Annotated in this window: 12 protein-coding genes; 7 read left to right on the top strand and 5 right to left on the bottom strand. The window is 67.6% G+C overall.

Annotated features, from left to right (window positions below):
• Window positions 1-41 precede the first annotated feature (41 nt).
• From ACZ7P3_RS22255 to ACZ7P3_RS22225, 7 genes are all read left to right on the top strand, one after another.
• On the top strand, window positions 42-1,031 hold the full coding sequence (locus ACZ7P3_RS22255; protein WP_472084229.1) for an ABC transporter permease: 990 nt from the start codon (window positions 42-44) through the stop codon (window positions 1,029-1,031).
• A gap of 80 nt (window positions 1,032-1,111) precedes the next feature.
• Window positions 1,112-2,866 (top strand): ABC transporter substrate-binding protein, encoded by a 1,755-nt coding sequence (locus ACZ7P3_RS22250; RefSeq protein ID WP_472084227.1) that lies wholly within the window; start codon window positions 1,112-1,114, stop codon window positions 2,864-2,866.
• A 98-nt stretch (window positions 2,867-2,964) separates the two neighbouring features.
• Window positions 2,965-3,945, top strand: coding sequence for an ABC transporter permease (locus tag ACZ7P3_RS22245; protein ID WP_472084225.1), 981 nt, complete (start codon window positions 2,965-2,967; stop codon window positions 3,943-3,945).
• 46 nt (window positions 3,946-3,991) lie between these two features.
• Entirely contained in the window at window positions 3,992-5,029 is a 1,038-nt protein-coding gene (locus ACZ7P3_RS22240) for an ABC transporter ATP-binding protein (protein WP_472084223.1), read from the top strand.
• Between the two features lie 26 nt (window positions 5,030-5,055).
• The gene (locus ACZ7P3_RS22235; protein WP_472084221.1) at window positions 5,056-6,099 is read left to right on the top strand and encodes an ABC transporter ATP-binding protein; all 1,044 of its coding nucleotides are present in this window, start codon (window positions 5,056-5,058) and stop codon (window positions 6,097-6,099) included.
• Window positions 6,100-6,755: 656 nt separating this feature from the next.
• A complete protein-coding gene (locus ACZ7P3_RS22230; protein WP_472084219.1) occupies window positions 6,756-7,349 on the top strand; it encodes a TetR/AcrR family transcriptional regulator in 594 nt (197 codons plus the stop codon).
• A 90-nt stretch (window positions 7,350-7,439) separates the two neighbouring features.
• Complete coding sequence (locus ACZ7P3_RS22225) at window positions 7,440-8,177, top strand: class I SAM-dependent methyltransferase (RefSeq protein WP_472084217.1); 738 nt, start codon at window positions 7,440-7,442, stop codon at window positions 8,175-8,177.
• 3 nt (window positions 8,178-8,180) lie between these two features.
• Here ACZ7P3_RS22225 and ACZ7P3_RS22220 read toward each other — a convergent pair whose 3' ends face one another.
• From ACZ7P3_RS22220 to ACZ7P3_RS22200, 5 genes are all read right to left on the bottom strand, one after another.
• Complete coding sequence (locus ACZ7P3_RS22220) at window positions 8,181-9,332, bottom strand: ABC transporter ATP-binding protein (RefSeq protein WP_472084215.1); 1,152 nt, start codon at window positions 9,330-9,332, stop codon at window positions 8,181-8,183.
• A gap of 12 nt (window positions 9,333-9,344) precedes the next feature.
• On the bottom strand, window positions 9,345-10,406 hold the full coding sequence (locus tag ACZ7P3_RS22215; RefSeq protein WP_472084213.1) for an ABC transporter ATP-binding protein: 1,062 nt from the start codon (window positions 10,404-10,406) through the stop codon (window positions 9,345-9,347).
• 13 nt (window positions 10,407-10,419) lie between these two features.
• Window positions 10,420-11,397, bottom strand: a complete 978-nt coding sequence (locus ACZ7P3_RS22210) for an ABC transporter permease (RefSeq protein WP_472084211.1) — start codon at window positions 11,395-11,397, stop codon at window positions 10,420-10,422.
• Between the two features lie 290 nt (window positions 11,398-11,687).
• Window positions 11,688-13,484 carry an ABC transporter substrate-binding protein gene (locus ACZ7P3_RS22205; RefSeq protein WP_472084209.1) on the bottom strand — a complete coding sequence of 599 codons (1,797 nt, stop codon included), beginning with the start codon at window positions 13,482-13,484 and terminating at the stop codon, window positions 11,688-11,690.
• A gap of 104 nt (window positions 13,485-13,588) precedes the next feature.
• Complete coding sequence (locus ACZ7P3_RS22200) at window positions 13,589-14,629, bottom strand: ABC transporter permease (RefSeq protein ID WP_472084207.1); 1,041 nt, start codon at window positions 14,627-14,629, stop codon at window positions 13,589-13,591.
• Window positions 14,630-15,112 lie beyond the last annotated feature (483 nt).

Raw genomic sequence — 15,112 nt, 5'->3', positions numbered from 1 at the left:
CCATGACCCCCCCAACTCCATCTGCGGCTGCCCCGCTTGAGGTGACCGACGAGTCCGCTGCGAAGTCGACCACTTCGGGCGACTTGAAGGGGAGCGAGAACCGCTCTCCGGGCCGGCTGGCCTGGAAGCGCTTCAAGCGCGACCGGACGGGCGTTATATCCGCCTACGTCGTGATCTTCTTCTTCGTGATCGCGATAGCAGCACCGCTCATAGCGAAGCTGTACGGCAAGGACCCGTACACCACGTACGCGAGCCAGGACCCGAGCCTGCTCGACCCCTTCGCCTACCCGGCGGGCCCGAACGGTGGCATGAGTTCGGACTTCTGGTTCGGCATCGAGCCCCAGCTCGGCCGGGACGTCTTCACCTTCCTGCTGTACGGCATCCGGACGTCGCTCGGCCTCGCCGTGGCCGCCACGATCCTGACCGTGGTCGTCGGCGTCATCGTCGGCATCACGGCCGGCTACCTGGGCGGCAAGACCGACTACCTGGTCGGCCGGGTCATCGACATCCTGCTGTCGTTCCCGTCGACGCTGTTCTTCATCGCGTTCATGCCGGTCGTCTACGGACTCTTCGTCGCCCCCGACGACAACATCCCGACATCTCTGCGCGCCATCGCCCTGATCGTGGTGCTGACCACGTTCGGCTGGGCCTCCATCGCGCGTCTGCTGCGCGGTCAGGTCCTCGGCCTGCGCGAGCGCGAGTTCGTCGAAGCGGCCAAGGTCACGGGCGCATCCCCGATGCGCATCGTGTTCAAGGAACTGCTGCCGAACCTGTGGACACCGATCATCATCCAGTCCACGCTGTTGCTCCCGGCGCTCGTCACCACCGAAGCCGGTCTGTCCTTCCTCGGCGTAGGCATCATCGACCCGACCCCGGACTGGGGTGTCATGATCGCCCGAGGTTCGCAGTTCTACTCCCAGGACCTCACCTTCATGCTCTTCCCGGGCATCTCGATGGTGATCTTCGTCGTCGCCTTCAACCTGCTCGGCGACTCCGTGCGCGACGCGCTCGACCCCAAGTCCAAGCGGTAGCACTTCCTTTCCACCGGCCCGGCTCGATGGCGTCCGGCTGGCGCAGACCGTCCGAATCGACCCTTACAGGCAGGCTCAGCATGTCCTTTTCTCGTAGAAACTTCCTGATCGCCACCGGTGTTGCCGCGGCCTCCACGACCGTGCTGAGCGCTTGCAGCAGCGGCAAGAGCTCCACCGACAAGAACGTCCCGTCGGTGAGCAAGGCCAAGACCATGAACATCCCGGTCGGCACCAAGGCCGACTCGGCGGGTCCGGCCCCCGAGGTCACGGGTGCGGTCAAGGGCGGGACGATCTACTCGCTCGACCAGTTCGACATGGACCACCTGGACCCGGCGCAGATCTACGTCTCGACCGAGCAGGCCATCACCCGCCCGATCCTCCGTGGTCTGACCGGTTACAAGATCGACGAGAAGGGCGGCTGCACGCTCGTCGGCGACGTCGCCACCGACGCCGGCACCATGAAGGACGGCGGCAAGACCTGGTCGTTCACGATCAAGGACGGCATCAAGTGGGAGGACGGTTCCGACTTCTCCTCGGACGACCTCCGCCACACCTTCGAGCGCCTCTTCGCCTCCTTCGTGACCGAGGGTCCGCGCTACGTCCAGCAGTGGCTGGTCGGCGGCGACAAGTACAAGGGCCCGTACGACGGCAAGCACCTCTCCTCGCTCGAGGTCTCCGGGAAGACCATCACCTTCCACCTCACCGAGCCGCGCACCGACTTCAACTACACGCTGGCCATGGCGGGCTACAGCCTGGTCAACAAGAAGCACGACACCAAGGAGAAGTACGACAAGCGCCCGTTCGCGCTCGGTCCGTACAAGATCGGCAGCCGTGACATCGGCAAGTCGCTGACCTACGTGCGCAACGACCACTGGGACCCGAAGACGGACGCGATCCGCAACGCCTACCCGGACCAGTACATCTTCCAGTTCGGCTTCGAGCTCGTCGCCTCCACCGACCGCTATGTCGCGGACAAGGGCAACGACCAGTACGCGATGTCGATCTTCAACGAGGTCGCGCCCGAGCGCGTCGCACAGGTCATGACCAACGCCGCGCTGAAGAAGCGCGTCCTCACCCAGGTCGACACGGTCACGTACTACTGGCCGATCAACATGACCCGCATCAAGGACGTCAAGGTCCGCAAGGCCATCAACCTGGCCTGGCCGCACCAGCAGCTGCAGACCATCCGCGGTGGCGCCTCCACCAGCGAGCTGGCCACCACGATCCTGAGCCCGGTCACGCCCGGCTACCAGAAGTTCGACCTCTACGGCACGGACAAGAAGCCCGGTGGCGACCCGGCCGCGGCCAAGGCGCTGCTGAAGGAGGCCGGCAAGGTCGGCCAGAAGCTGGTCATCGCCTACCAGCAGTCCGACAACGCGGTGAAGCAGGCCGTCCAGATCAAGAACTCCCTGGAGGCTGCCGGCTTCCAGGTCGTCAACAAGCAGGTCGACAAGACGACCTTCTACACGCAGATCGGCAAGATCGACAACGACTTCGACCTGTTCGCGGCCGGCTGGAGCCCGGACTGGCCGAACGGCTACTCCGTCTTCTACCCCTGCTGGAGCGGCAAGAACATCGGTGACGGCCGCAGCAACTACGCGCAGCTGAACGACCCGAGCGTGAACAAGGCGATCGACGCGGCCGCCAAGATCGCCGACGTCGACGCCGCCAACAAGGCCTGGGGCGCCATCGACCGCCAGATCATGGAGCTGGCGCCGGTGGTCCCGGACTACCACTCCATCCGCAACTGGATGCACGGCTCCAAGGTCGGCAACGTCGTGTACGACGCCGGCAACACCTGCGTCGCGCTCTGCAAGCTCTACGCGATGAAGTAAGCGCGCTAGATCCTCCGGGGGCGGCCACGACCTGGCCGCCCCCTACGGCCCACCCCCCTACCCCCGGCGACGGCGCCCCGTCCGGAAAGTCACGCCCCATGCTCCGCTTCCTTGTCCGCCGAGTTCTCGGCGCGCTGGTCATTCTGTTGATCATCAGCGCCGTCACCTTCTGGCTCTTCTACGCCATCCCGCGTGACCCCGCCACGATGTCCTGCGGCAAGAACTGCACGCCCGACATGCTCAAGCAGGTCCGGCACAACCTGGGCATCGACCACCCGGTCCCGGTCCAGTACTGGTACTGGCTCAAGGGCATCTTCGTCGGGCGCAGCTACGGCGACTTCGGCAACTGCAGCGCCCCCTGCCTCGGGTACTCGTTCGCCAACCGTGAGCCCGTCCTCGGCACGATCATGAACCGGCTCCCGCTGACCCTCTCGCTCGCCTTCGGCTCGGCCGTGGTCTTCCTCATCTTCGGCGTCGGCGCGGGCATGCTCGCGGCGGTCAAGCAGGGCAAGTGGCAGGACAAGCTCGCAAGCTCGGGCTCGCTCATCGCCTCCTCGCTGCAGATCTACTTCGTCGGCTACATCGCGATGTACTTCCTGGTCGCGAAGCTCGACATCCTGGACAACCCGTCGTACACCCCCATCACCGAGGATCCCGTCCAGTGGGCCTCCGGCCTGCTCCTGCCGTGGCTGGTGCTGGCCCTGATCTGGACCGCCAACTACACGCGTATGTCGCGTTCCCAGCTGGTCGAGACGCTCACTGAGGACTACGTCCGTACCGCGCGGGCCAAGGGACTCTCCCGGCGCAAGGTGTTCTTCCGGTTCGCCTGGCGCGGCGCGATGGGTCCGATCGTCACGATCTTCGGCATCGACCTCGCCACGCTCATCGGCGGCGCGATCATCACCGAGTCCGTTTTCAGCCTCCAGGGCATCGGCCGGCTCGCGCTGAAGTCCGTGGACCAGAGCGACCTTCCCATGCTGCTCGGCGTCACCTTGCTGTCCGCCGGCGCGATCGTGATCTTCAACATCATCGTGGACGCCGTCTACGCCGTCATCGACCCGCGGATCCGGCTCGCCTGACCTCCGCCCCACCCCCTACCCCTCGCATCACCCCAGGAGCGTCCCCGTGACGAGCACCGATCAGCAGCCGTTCCTCTCCATCAAGGACCTAAAGGTCCACTTCTCCACCGAGGACGGAGTCGTCAAGGCCGTCGACGGTCTAAGCTTCGACCTGGCCAAGGGGCAGACCCTCGGCATCGTGGGCGAGTCGGGCTCCGGCAAGTCCGTCACCAACCTGACGATCCTGGGCCTGCACGACCGCGCCCACACCGCCATCGAGGGCGAGATCCTGCTGGACGGCAAGGAGCTGCTCACCGCCTCCGAAAGGGAGCTGGAGCGGCTGCGCGGCAACAAGATGGCCATGATCTTCCAGGACGCGCTGGCCTCCCTGTCGCCGTACCACACCATCGGCGCACAGATCGGCGAGACCTACCGCAAGCACACGGGCGCCTCCAAGGCCGAGGCCCGCAAGCGCTCGATCGAGATGCTGCGGCGAGTCGGCATCCCGCAGCCGGACATGCGGGTGGACGACTACCCGCACCAGTTCTCCGGCGGTATGCGCCAGCGCGCCATGATCGCGATGGCGCTGGTCTGCGACCCCGAGCTGCTGATCGCGGACGAGCCGACCACGGCCCTCGACGTGACGGTGCAGGCCCAGATCATGGACCTGCTCAAGGACCTCCAGCAGGAGTTCGGCACCGCGATCATCTTCATCACGCACGACCTCGGCGTCATCGCCGACATCGCGGACGACGTCCTGGTGATGTACGGCGGCCGGTGCGTGGAGCGGGGCACCAAGCAGGAGGTGCTCCGCACTCCGGACCACCCCTACACCGTCGGCCTGCTGAACTCGATGCCGAGCCTGAACGGGCCGGTGGACGTGCCGCTGACGCCGATCCCCGGCTCGCCGCCCTCGCTGCTCAACCCGCCGTCCGGCTGCCGCTTCCACCCGCGCTGCACCTTCGCGGAGAAGGTGTCCGACGGGCTGTGCTCCAGCACGCGGCCGACCCTTGAGGTCGTCGAGGGCCGCGGCTCCGCCTGCCACCTCACCCAGGAGCAGAAGCAGGAACTCTTCGCCGACTACGCCGCAACCCGGCACAACTGACGGACACGAGACGGGACTTCACGACCATGAGCAACACAACCCCCCTCCTGGACGTCTCGGGGCTGACCAAGCACTTCCCGATCAAGGGCGGCTTCCCGATCCGGCGCACCGTCGGCGCGGTGCAGGCCGTGGACGGCCTGGACTTCCAGGTGTCCGAGGGCGAGAGCCTCGGCCTCGTCGGTGAGTCCGGCTGCGGAAAGTCGACCACGGGCCGGCTGATCACACGGCTGCTGGAGCCGACCGGCGGCAAGATCACCTACCGGGGCCAGGACATCACGCACGCGGGCCGCAGCCAGCTGGCGCCCATCCGCTCCGAGATCCAGATGATCTTCCAGGACCCGTACGCCTCGCTGAACCCGCGGCAGACGGTGGGCAAGATCGTCTCCGGTCCGATGGAGATCAACGGCATCAACCCGCCCGGCGGCCGCGAGAACCGGGTCCGGGAACTGCTGGAGATCGTCGGTCTGAACCCCGAGCACTTCAACCGGTTCCCGCACGAGTTCTCCGGCGGCCAGCGCCAGCGCATCGGCGTGGCCCGCGCGCTCGCCCTGGAGCCGAAGCTGATCGTCGCCGACGAGCCGGTCTCCGCGCTCGACGTCTCCATCCAGGCCCAGGTCGTCAACCTGCTCCAGAAGGTCCAGCGGGAACTCGGCATCGCGTTCGTGTTCATCGCCCACGACCTCGCGATCGTCCGGCACTTCTCGCAGCGCGTCGCGGTCATGTACCTCGGCAAGATCGTCGAGATCGCCGACCGCGAGGACCTGTACGACAACCCGCGCCACCCCTACACCCGGGCCCTGCTCTCCGCCGTGCCCGAGGCCACGGTGGACGAGGAGCCGCGCGAGCGCATCCGCCTGGTCGGCGACGTGCCCTCCCCGATCAACCCGCCCTCCGGCTGCCGCTTCCGCACCCGCTGCTGGAAGGCGACGGAGAAGTGCGCGACGGAGGCCCCGCCGCTGGTCCAGGTCGAGGGCAACAAGCCCGGCCACCTGACCGCCTGCCACTACCCCGAGACCGCGGAGACCGTTCCGGGCCCGCGTCTCTCCAAGGACCCCGAGGCGGCGGCCTGACACACCCCTTTCCGTCAGCCGCCCCCTTCAGGAGCGGACTTTCACCGGCCCATTGACCCGAGCCCATGAGTGTCCGATCCAGGGGAACGAGGGCCCGCACATCTCTGTATGTGCGGGCCCTTCTCGTGGGAGGCGGCCTCAGGTGGCGCACACGATTCCGCGGCAGGCCGACAGGTCCGCGCGTGCCCGCCAACCGGCCTGGGCCCGAAGTTCGCCGGCGACCGGGACCCGCACGGGCAGCGGTTCCGCGTCGATCACCTGAGCTTCCCCTCTTCCCCGCTTCCTCGCTGCTCGACGCCACGGTGGCATCGGGGCAGGAGAGCTTGCTGACGCACTGGATGCGGAAGCAGGTGGGGTGAGAGTCCTTGTCGACGGCGTCACCGCGCAGCTGGGACAGGCGCAGGCGCCGTTCCCCTCCGTGCAGCGGAGAGGGCGGTCTCGCCGGGCAGCAGAGCCCGGAGCAGCCCGTCCACCGCATCGGCCGAGGCTGCTCGGTCGCCTGCGGTGATCCGCGGTGATCAGGCATGGCGGTGACCCGCCACCACTTGGTGCCGGGTCCCCGCTCTGGCATGATGAGCAAACGGAACTTCATTCCGTTACGACGGAGCGGAACGCCGTCCCGGTTATGCGGCCCCGGCGGCGAAGGGAGTGGCGCGGTGAACGACGGCGGCAAGGACCCGGGGAGCGCACCCCCCTCCAAGCGGGCGGACGCCCGGCGCAACAAGGAGAACCTGCTCGACGCGGCCGCCGCGCTCTTCGTCACGGCGGGCGTGGACGCGCCGGTACGGGACATCGCGGCCGAGGCCGGTGTCGGAGTGGGCACCATCTACCGCCACTTCCCGACCCGGGCGGACCTCATCATCGCCGTCTACCGCCACCAGGTCGACGCCTGCGCCGAGGCCGGCCCGGCCCTGCTGGCGAGCAGCGCGACCCCCTTCGCGGCGCTGGAGCAGTGGATCAGCCTGTTCGTCGACTTCCTGGTCACCAAGCACGGACTCGCCGCCGTGCTGCAGTCCGACAACGCGGGCTTCGAGGCGCTGCACACCTACTTCCTGGACCGCCTCGTGCCCGTGTGCGCCCGGCTGCTCGAAGCCGCGGCCGCGGCCGGCGAGATCCGCTCCGGCCCGGAGGCCTACGAGCTCATGCGCGGCGTGGGCAACCTCTGCGTGGGCGCCGAGAGCGACCCCCGCTACGACGCACGCCGGCTGGTCGGGCTCCTCATCGCGGGACTGGGTGCGACGGGCGGGTGACGCACCCTCAAGTCACGGGAAGATGAAAGTCGTTCATGAAGTGCACCCGTTCCTGACGCACCGTTCAACATCGTGTGTCACACTGCCGCGGTGGTAGATCACTCGTTCGCCGATCTCTCGCTCGCCTCGCTCTACGACAGCCTCAATCCCTGGGGCCCGGGTGATGACTTCTATCTGGAGCTGGTGAGGTCCGCCCCCCGCGTGCTGGACGTCGGCTGCGGTACCGGGCAGCTGCTGCGGCAGGCGCGGGCCGAGGGGCATCAGGGGCGGCTGGTGGGGCTCGATCCGGCGGCCGCCATGCTCGTTCAGGCGCGGCGCGCCGAGCCGGGCGTGGAGTGGGTGCTCGGGGATCTGCGCTCACGGCTGTGGGCGCCGGAGTTCGACCTCGTCGTCATGACCGGACACGCTTTCCAAGTGCTGCTCGCGGACGAGGAGTTGCGCATCTGTCTGAGTGCCGTGCGGGAGGCGCTGGCACCCGGTGGGCGGTTCGTCTTCGAGACGCGGAATCCGGCCGCCCGGCCGTGGGAGCGCTGGACGCCGGACCGGGTGCACGAGGTGACGCGCCCGGACGGTACCGCCGTACGCGTCCGGCACGAGGTCCAGGGCGCTCCCGTCGGGGACCGGGTGACCTTCACCGAGACCTTCGAGGGCGAGGGCTGGGACCGGCCCAGGGTCAGCACGGCGACCCTGCGCTTCCTGGGCACCGAGGCCCTCTCCCGCTTCCTCGCCGAGGCCGGCCTGGTCGTCGTGGAACAGTACGGGGACTGGGGGCGGGGGCCGTTCACCCCCGCCGGCCCGGAGATCATCACGGTGGCCCGGCGGGCCTGAGGCCTACTCCCCCGAGGCCGCCTCCCCCGAGGACGCCGCCTCCGAGGACTCCTCCAGCGCCGCCAGCGCCGGATCCAGCACGATGTCCTCGTCCCGGCCCTCGGTCGTGGGCTCCTCCGGGAAGTGGCACGCCGTCAGGTGGCCCGCACGGTTGCCGGAGATCCGCACGAGCGGCGGCTCCTCGCTCGCGCACCTGTCCTGGGCCTTCCAGCAGCGGGTGCGGAAGCGGCAGCCCGAGGGCGGGTCGATCGGGGACGGGACGTCGCCGGCCAGCCGGATGCGCTCGTGCTGGGGCGCCTCGTCGTCCGTGAGGTTCACCTCGGGGACCGCGGACAGCAGGGCATGGGTGTAGGGGTGGCGCGGGCGGATGTAGATGGACTCGCGATCGCCCACCTCGATGATCTTGCCGAGGTACATGACGGCGACGCGCTGCGAGAAGTGCCGCACGACGGCCAGGTCGTGGGCGATGAACAGGAACGCGATGCCGAGTTCCCGCTGCACCTGCTGCAGGAGGTTCACGACCTGCGCCTGGATGGAGACGTCGAGCGCGGAGACCGGCTCGTCGGCGACGATCAGCTTCGGCTCCAGGGCCAGCGCGCGGGCCACGCCGATGCGCTGGCGCTGACCGCCGGAGAACTCGTGCGGGAACCGGTTGAAGTGCTCGGGGTTGAGGCCGACGATCTCCAGCAGTTCGCGCACGCGCTTCTCCCGGCCGCCGGCCGGGTTGATGTCGTTGATCTCCATCGGACCGGAGATGATCTTTCCGACCGTCTGGCGCGGGTTCAGGGACGAGTACGGATCCTGGAAGATCATCTGGATCTCGGAGCGGATCGGCGCCAGCTGCCTGCGGGTGGCGTGGCCGATGTCCCGGCCGCGGTAGGTGATCCTGCCGTCGGTCGGCTCCAGCAGCCGTGTGATCAGCCGGCCCGTGGTCGACTTTCCGCAGCCCGACTCGCCGACCAGGCCGAAGCTCTCGCCGACGTGCACGGTCAGGTCGATCCCGTCGACGGCCTGGACGTGCCCGACCGTACGGCGGATCGGGAAGCCGCCCTTGACCGGGAAGTACTTGGTCAGGCCCGCGACCTCCAGCAGCGGCTCGGGCGCCGTGCTCTCGGTGGCCTCACGGGTGGTGGGGAGGACCAGGTCCTCTTTCATACGGGTGTCCTCCTAGCCCAGTCGGGGCCTGATCTCTTCTGCGAAGATGGTCCGCTTCTGCTCCGCCGTCAGATGACACGCGGAGGAGCGGTCCGGTGCCAGCAGCGGACGCTCGGTGGCACAGCGGTTGCCGCCGACCCGCCCCGGAAAGGTGCACCGGGGGTGGAAGCGGCAGCCGGACGGCGGGGTGAGCAGGCTCGGCGGGGCGCCCGGAATGGGCGAGAGCGGGGTGCCGAGGTCGGAGTCCAGCCGGGGCATCGAGTTCAGCAGGCCCCAGGTGTACGGGTGTTGCGGGGATCTGAGCACCTCGTCGACCGTGCCGCGCTCCACCGCGCGCCCCGCGTACATCACCATGATGTCGTCGGCCATGTCGGCGATGACACCGAGGTCGTGGGTGATGAAGACGATCGCCGAGCCGAATTCCTGCTGGAGGTCCTTGAGCAGGTCGAGGATCTGCGCCTGCACGGTCACGTCCAGCGCCGTGGTCGGCTCGTCGGCGATCAGGAGGTCCGGGTTGCACACCAGCGCCATGGCGATCATCGCGCGCTGCCGCATACCGCCGGAGAACTGGTGCGGATAGTCCCGGGCCCGCTGGCCGGGGTTGGGGATGCCGACCTTGGCGAGCATCTCCACCGCGCGTTCCCAGGCCGCCTTCTTGGAGACGCCCCGGTGCTTCATGTAGGGCTCGGCGATCTGCCGGCCGACCGTGTAGAAGGGCGACAGCGCGGTCAGCGGATCCTGGAAGATCATCGCCACCCGGTTGCCGCGGAGCCTCTCCATCTCCTTCTCGGTGGCGGTGATGAGTTCCTTGCCGTCGAACAGGATCTCGCCGTCGACCGTGGTGAACATCGGGTCGTGCAGCCCCAGGATCGTCAGGTTGGTGACCGACTTGCCGGAGCCCGATTCGCCGACGATTCCGAGGGTCTTCCCGCGGTGCAGGTCGAAGGAGAGTCCGTCGACGGCCTTGACCGGGCCGTCCTCCGTGGAGAACGTCACCTGCAGGTCGCGAACCGACAGGAAACCGTCCGGCCCGGCCGGGGCCGGTTCGCCCGTGGCCTTGGTCATGGTGGTCACAATGTGGTTCTTCCTAGGAGAGCCGGATGCGCGGGTCGATCCACGCGTAGGTGATGTCGGTCAGGATGTTCAGGATCAGGATGAAGAAGGCGCCGAAGAGCATGACGCCCATCGTCAGCGGCAGGTCCTTGTTGACCGCGCCGTCCACGGCCAGCCGGCCGATTCCCTGCAGGGAGAAGGTCAGTTCGGTGACGACGGCACCGCCCAGCATGGAGCTGAGGTCGATGCCGAAGACGGTGACGATCGGGATGAGCGAGCCGCGCCAGGCGTAGCGGAAGAAGACGTACTTGCGTGACATGCCCTTGGCGCGGGCGGTGCGTACATGGTCCTCGGCCAGCTGCTCGATCATCGAGGAGCGGGCCATACGGGTGTACTGCGCGGTGAAGATGGTCGCCATCACGCAGACCGGGATCGACATGCCGACGAACCAGCCGACCGGGTCCTGGGTGATGGGGACGTACTTCGGGTCCTCCATCCAGCCCGTGCTGTAGACGAGGACGGTCAGTACGACCGGGCCGAGGAAGTAGATCTGGAAGGAACTCAGCACCATGGACGCGCCCGTCGCGACCTTGTCCACCATCGTCCCGCGCCGGTAGGCGGCGATCATGCCCGAGCCGATGCCGAGGATCAGGAAGACGATCGCACCCCCGATGGTCAGCGTGAGGGTCAGCGGGAACCGGTCCATGATGGTGCTCCAGACCATGTCCCCCGAGTAGAACGACACGCCCAGGCAGGGTGCCGAGCAGTGACCGGTCGGGAAGTCGCGGCCCGTCACGATGCCGGACATGAAGTCCCAGAACTGCTGGGCCAGGGGCAGGTTGAGGCCCAGTGCATCGCGGATGTCCGCCAGCCGCTGGGGCGAACAGTCCTTGCCGCAGGCCAGGGACGCGTAGTCGGAGGGGGCGGCCACGAACAGGAAGAACGTCGCCGCCCCGATGAGGAAGAGCGTGATGAAGGCGCCGACCGTGCGCCGGATGATGAACTGAAGCATGGCGGGCTGGCTGCTCTCTGGTCGGACGATGGGGAGGTTTCGCTCGGACACGAGCCCGGACACACGGCCGGACGAATGGCCTGGACACGAGGCCCGGACACACGGCCGGACACGCGAGGCCCGGACGCACGCCCCGGACACACGGCCCGGACGCACGCCCCGGACACACGGCCCGGACGCACGCCCCGGACACACGGCCCGGACGCACGCCCCGGACGCACGGCCCTGGCGCACGGCCCGGACGCGGGGGCACGCCCGCCTGGTGCGTGCCCCCCGCCGTCAGCCGTGGGTCACGACTTCAGGTACAGCCGGGTGATGTCGATGAGGCTGGACACCGAGCCGTAGCGGGCACCGCCCACGTTGGAACCGGAGATCTGGAACTGCTTCGTGTACCAGAGCGGAGCCGCCGGGACGACGTTCTCCAGCAGGTAGTGCTCCGCGTCCTTCCAGGTCTTGGCGGCCTCGGCCGGCTGCTCGGTCAGCGCCTGCTTGATGAGGGCGTCGACCTTCGGGTCCTTCACGTGCGAGTAGTTCGCCGAGCCGTCGAAGACCTGCGAGCCGTCGTAGATCGGCGTGACGACCGTGGCCGGGGACGGCCAGTCCTGGCCCCAGCCGCTGATGTACATGTCGTACGGGTTGTTGAGCTTGCCGATCTGCTCGTAGTAGCTCGCGGCGTCGACCTCCTTGGAGACCACGTTGAAGCCGACCTTGGTGAGCGCGTCCTCGATGGCGACCTTGCGCTTCTGGCCGTTCTCGCTGTTGGCGTAGGCGAAGACGATCTTCTTCTCGGACGCCGGGACGCCCTTGAGGATCTCCTGGGCCTTGGCGATGTTGCCCTGCGGGCTCTTCAGCCGGCCGTAGGGGTCGTAGGTCGGCTCGTAGCCGGGCAGGGTCGGGGCGAAGTAGTTCGGGGCGACGTCACCGCCGTAGACACCGCCCTCGCCGGCGATGAGGGACTTGGAGTTGACCGCGTAGGCGACGGCCTTGCGGACCTTGAGGTCCTTGACCCGGTCGAGGTTGAAGGTCAGCTCCATGACGTAGGGCTGGTAGCCCTTGACCGTGCGCTTGCTGGCCTCGGGGTTGTTGATGACGTCCTGGATCTGGGTGGCCTCGACGCCGCCGGTGAGCTGGATGGCGTTCTTGTTGTCGCCCTCGTCGGCGATCAGCCGCTTGGTCTGGGTCGACTCGGTGACGCCGAACTGGATGTTGAAGCCGTCGAGGTACTGGTGACGCACGGAGTCGCTCTTCGGGTCCCAGTTGGTGTTCTTCACCAGCTTCAGCAGCTTGCCGGCCTTGTTCTCGGCGATCTTGTACGGGCCGGTGGCGACCGGGTTCTTCTCGTACTTCTCCTTGGTGTCGGTCTTCGCCGGGACGATGGCGTAACCGGCCATGGCGAGCGTCTGCGGCAGGTCCTGACGCGGTGTGTCGAAGTGGAAGACGATCGTCTTGTCGTCGGGGGTGTCCAGCACCTTGGCCGGCAGGTGCTTGCCGTCGAAGCCGCCGCCGGGCAGCGCCTTGCGGTAGTCGGCGCCGCTCAGCCAGGTCTGCAGATAGGTCGGGCCGTCGAAGATGAACTTCGCGTACAGGCGCTCGATGCTGTGCCGGACGTCGGCCGAGGTGATGGCGTTGCCGTTCTGGTCCTTGATCCCGTCCTTCAGCGTGAAGGTCCAGGTCTTCCCGCCGTCGGAGGACTTGCCGGAGTCGGTGGCGAGGTCGCCGACGACCGTGACGTTGCCCTTGTCGTCCTCCTGGAACTGGGTCAGACGGCGGAAGAGCAGGTTGGCGACCTGGCCGGCGTCGGAGACGTAGATCTGGCCCGGGTCCAGGTGGGAGAGGCCGGCCTCCTGGTAGACCGTGACCGTGCCGCCGTTCCTGGCGCCGGGGACGTCCTTGGCGGGGCCGGTCGACCCGGCGGCGTCGGCGTAGGTGACCGCCTTCGACTGGACCGCCGCCTGCTTCTGGTCCTTCTTGGAGTCCGTGCCGGACTTCCCGCCCGTGTTCTTCGAGCAGGCCGCCGTCAGGACCAGGGAGCCGGCCGCGAGGGCTATCACGACGGCGCGCGCTCTGCGTGAGCTGTGAGACAACATGTGGCGAATCCACCTACCTGTCGGTGTTGTTATCCGTGAGTTCTGCCGGGCGCCGGCCCCGGGGGCCGGCGGGGGCGGCAGCCACCCCCCACCCAACGGACGGCCTATCGCCCGGACTTGGGGTCGAACGCATCCCGTACGGAGTCCCCGAGGAGGTTGAAGCACAGGACGAAGATCACCAGTGCCACTCCGGGGAAGAACATGAACGCCGGATCCTGCTCGGCGTAGCGGGCACCGGCCGCGAAGAGGCGTCCCCAGTCGGGCGTCGGCTCGACGAACCCGACGCCCGCGAAGGAGAGGAAGGCGATGCTGAGGATGGTGCTGGGCAGGGTGTATGTGAACTGCACCAGGATCGGGGTCACGACGTTGGGCAGGATCTCCTTGCGCACGATCCGCCAGGGCGAGGCGCCGGAGACCTTGGCCGCCTCTACGAACTCCCTTTCCCGCAGCGACAGTACGGTGGAACGGACGAGCCGGGCCATGCCCATCCAGCCCAGCAGCCACAGCACGATCAGCATGGCCAGGGCGCGGAAGTACGTCGGGGTCTCCTCGCGCGGGTTCACGAAGAAGGAGGTCACGACGGGCATGAAGGCGATGAAGAACAGCTGTTGCGGAAAGGAGAGGAAGAAGTCGGTGGCCCGGCCGATCCAGTAGTCCGTACGACCGCCGAAGTAGCCGCCGATCAGGCCGACCACGACACCCGTGACCATGACCAGGACGGTGATGCCGAGCGCCATGTACAGCGAGGTCCGCATCCCGTACAGCAGCATGGCGTAGAGGTCACGCCCGTACTGCGGCTCGACGCCGAACCAGTGGTCGCCCGAGACGCCGCCCAAGTAGCCGAGCGGCAGCCCGAATTGATCGAGCACGGGCTTGTCGGCGTAGGTGGGATCCTGGCCGTACAGCGTGTACGGATCGGTGCCCGGCAGCTTCACGAGCAGTGGTGCCAGCAGGGCCACGACGAAGTAGCCGATGACCACGATCGCGCAGATGACGCCGGTCCGGTCGCGCTTGAAGCGGATCCACATCAGCTGGCCGGGGGACCGCCCCTGGAGCTTCTTGGCCTCGGTCTGCGTCGGGGGCCCTGGTTCGCCGTCGACGACGACCGACGTCCCGCCGCCCTCGATGTCGATAGGACTTGTCACGGTTTGTCCGTTTCACAGATATGGGTGTGAGAGGTTTCCGGGTACTCCGAGAACGCGCGTAACCGCAGCCGGACGCGCGTAGTTCTACGGCCGAATCACACCGCTGGAAGTGACGAACGGACCCATCTGGTGCTTGTGACGCCGCACATGGGGGTTCCTCCTCATGACTTCACGCGTTCACCGACGGAAGAGGGTTTCCGTCTTCCCTCCGACACCCCTGACGGAGGGTCAGACACCCCCTGGTGCTCGTGAGTCGGCGCTGTCCCCACAGCGCGAGACCCATTGACCCGAGCGCTACGCGGCTAACTATCTGCCATGAGCCAGGTGGCGACCACTGTCTTTAAATCTCAATTCAGTCACAGCTGGAGCGAACAACTTCCAAAAACTGGACAAACTGTTCGCCGGGTGAAGGCCGCGAAACGGACGTGTTACATGGGTATCGGTCGAGGATCTCCGCATTTCGGACACAAGCCGCGGAAAAAT

Source organism: Streptomyces sp. NPDC107581, assembly GCF_055657175.1.
The sequence above is the reverse complement of the archived record's forward strand: the minus strand, read 5'-3'. Positions and strand labels throughout refer to the sequence as shown.

Excerpts from the sequence above, each read along its gene's own strand:
- ACZ7P3_RS22210 (WP_472084211.1), bottom strand. The coding sequence starts at position 11,397 with ATGCTTCAGTTCATCATCCGGCGCACGGTCGGCGCCTTCATCACGCTC.
- ACZ7P3_RS22220 (WP_472084215.1), bottom strand. The coding sequence starts at position 9,332 with ATGAAAGAGGACCTGGTCCTCCCCACCACCCGTGAGGCCACCGAGAGC.
- ACZ7P3_RS22250 (WP_472084227.1), top strand. The coding sequence starts at position 1,112 with ATGTCCTTTTCTCGTAGAAACTTCCTGATCGCCACCGGTGTTGCCGCG.
- ACZ7P3_RS22235 (WP_472084221.1), top strand. The coding sequence starts at position 5,056 with ATGAGCAACACAACCCCCCTCCTGGACGTCTCGGGGCTGACCAAGCAC.
- ACZ7P3_RS22205 (WP_472084209.1), bottom strand. The coding sequence starts at position 13,484 with ATGTTGTCTCACAGCTCACGCAGAGCGCGCGCCGTCGTGATAGCCCTC.
- ACZ7P3_RS22245 (WP_472084225.1), top strand. The coding sequence starts at position 2,965 with ATGCTCCGCTTCCTTGTCCGCCGAGTTCTCGGCGCGCTGGTCATTCTG.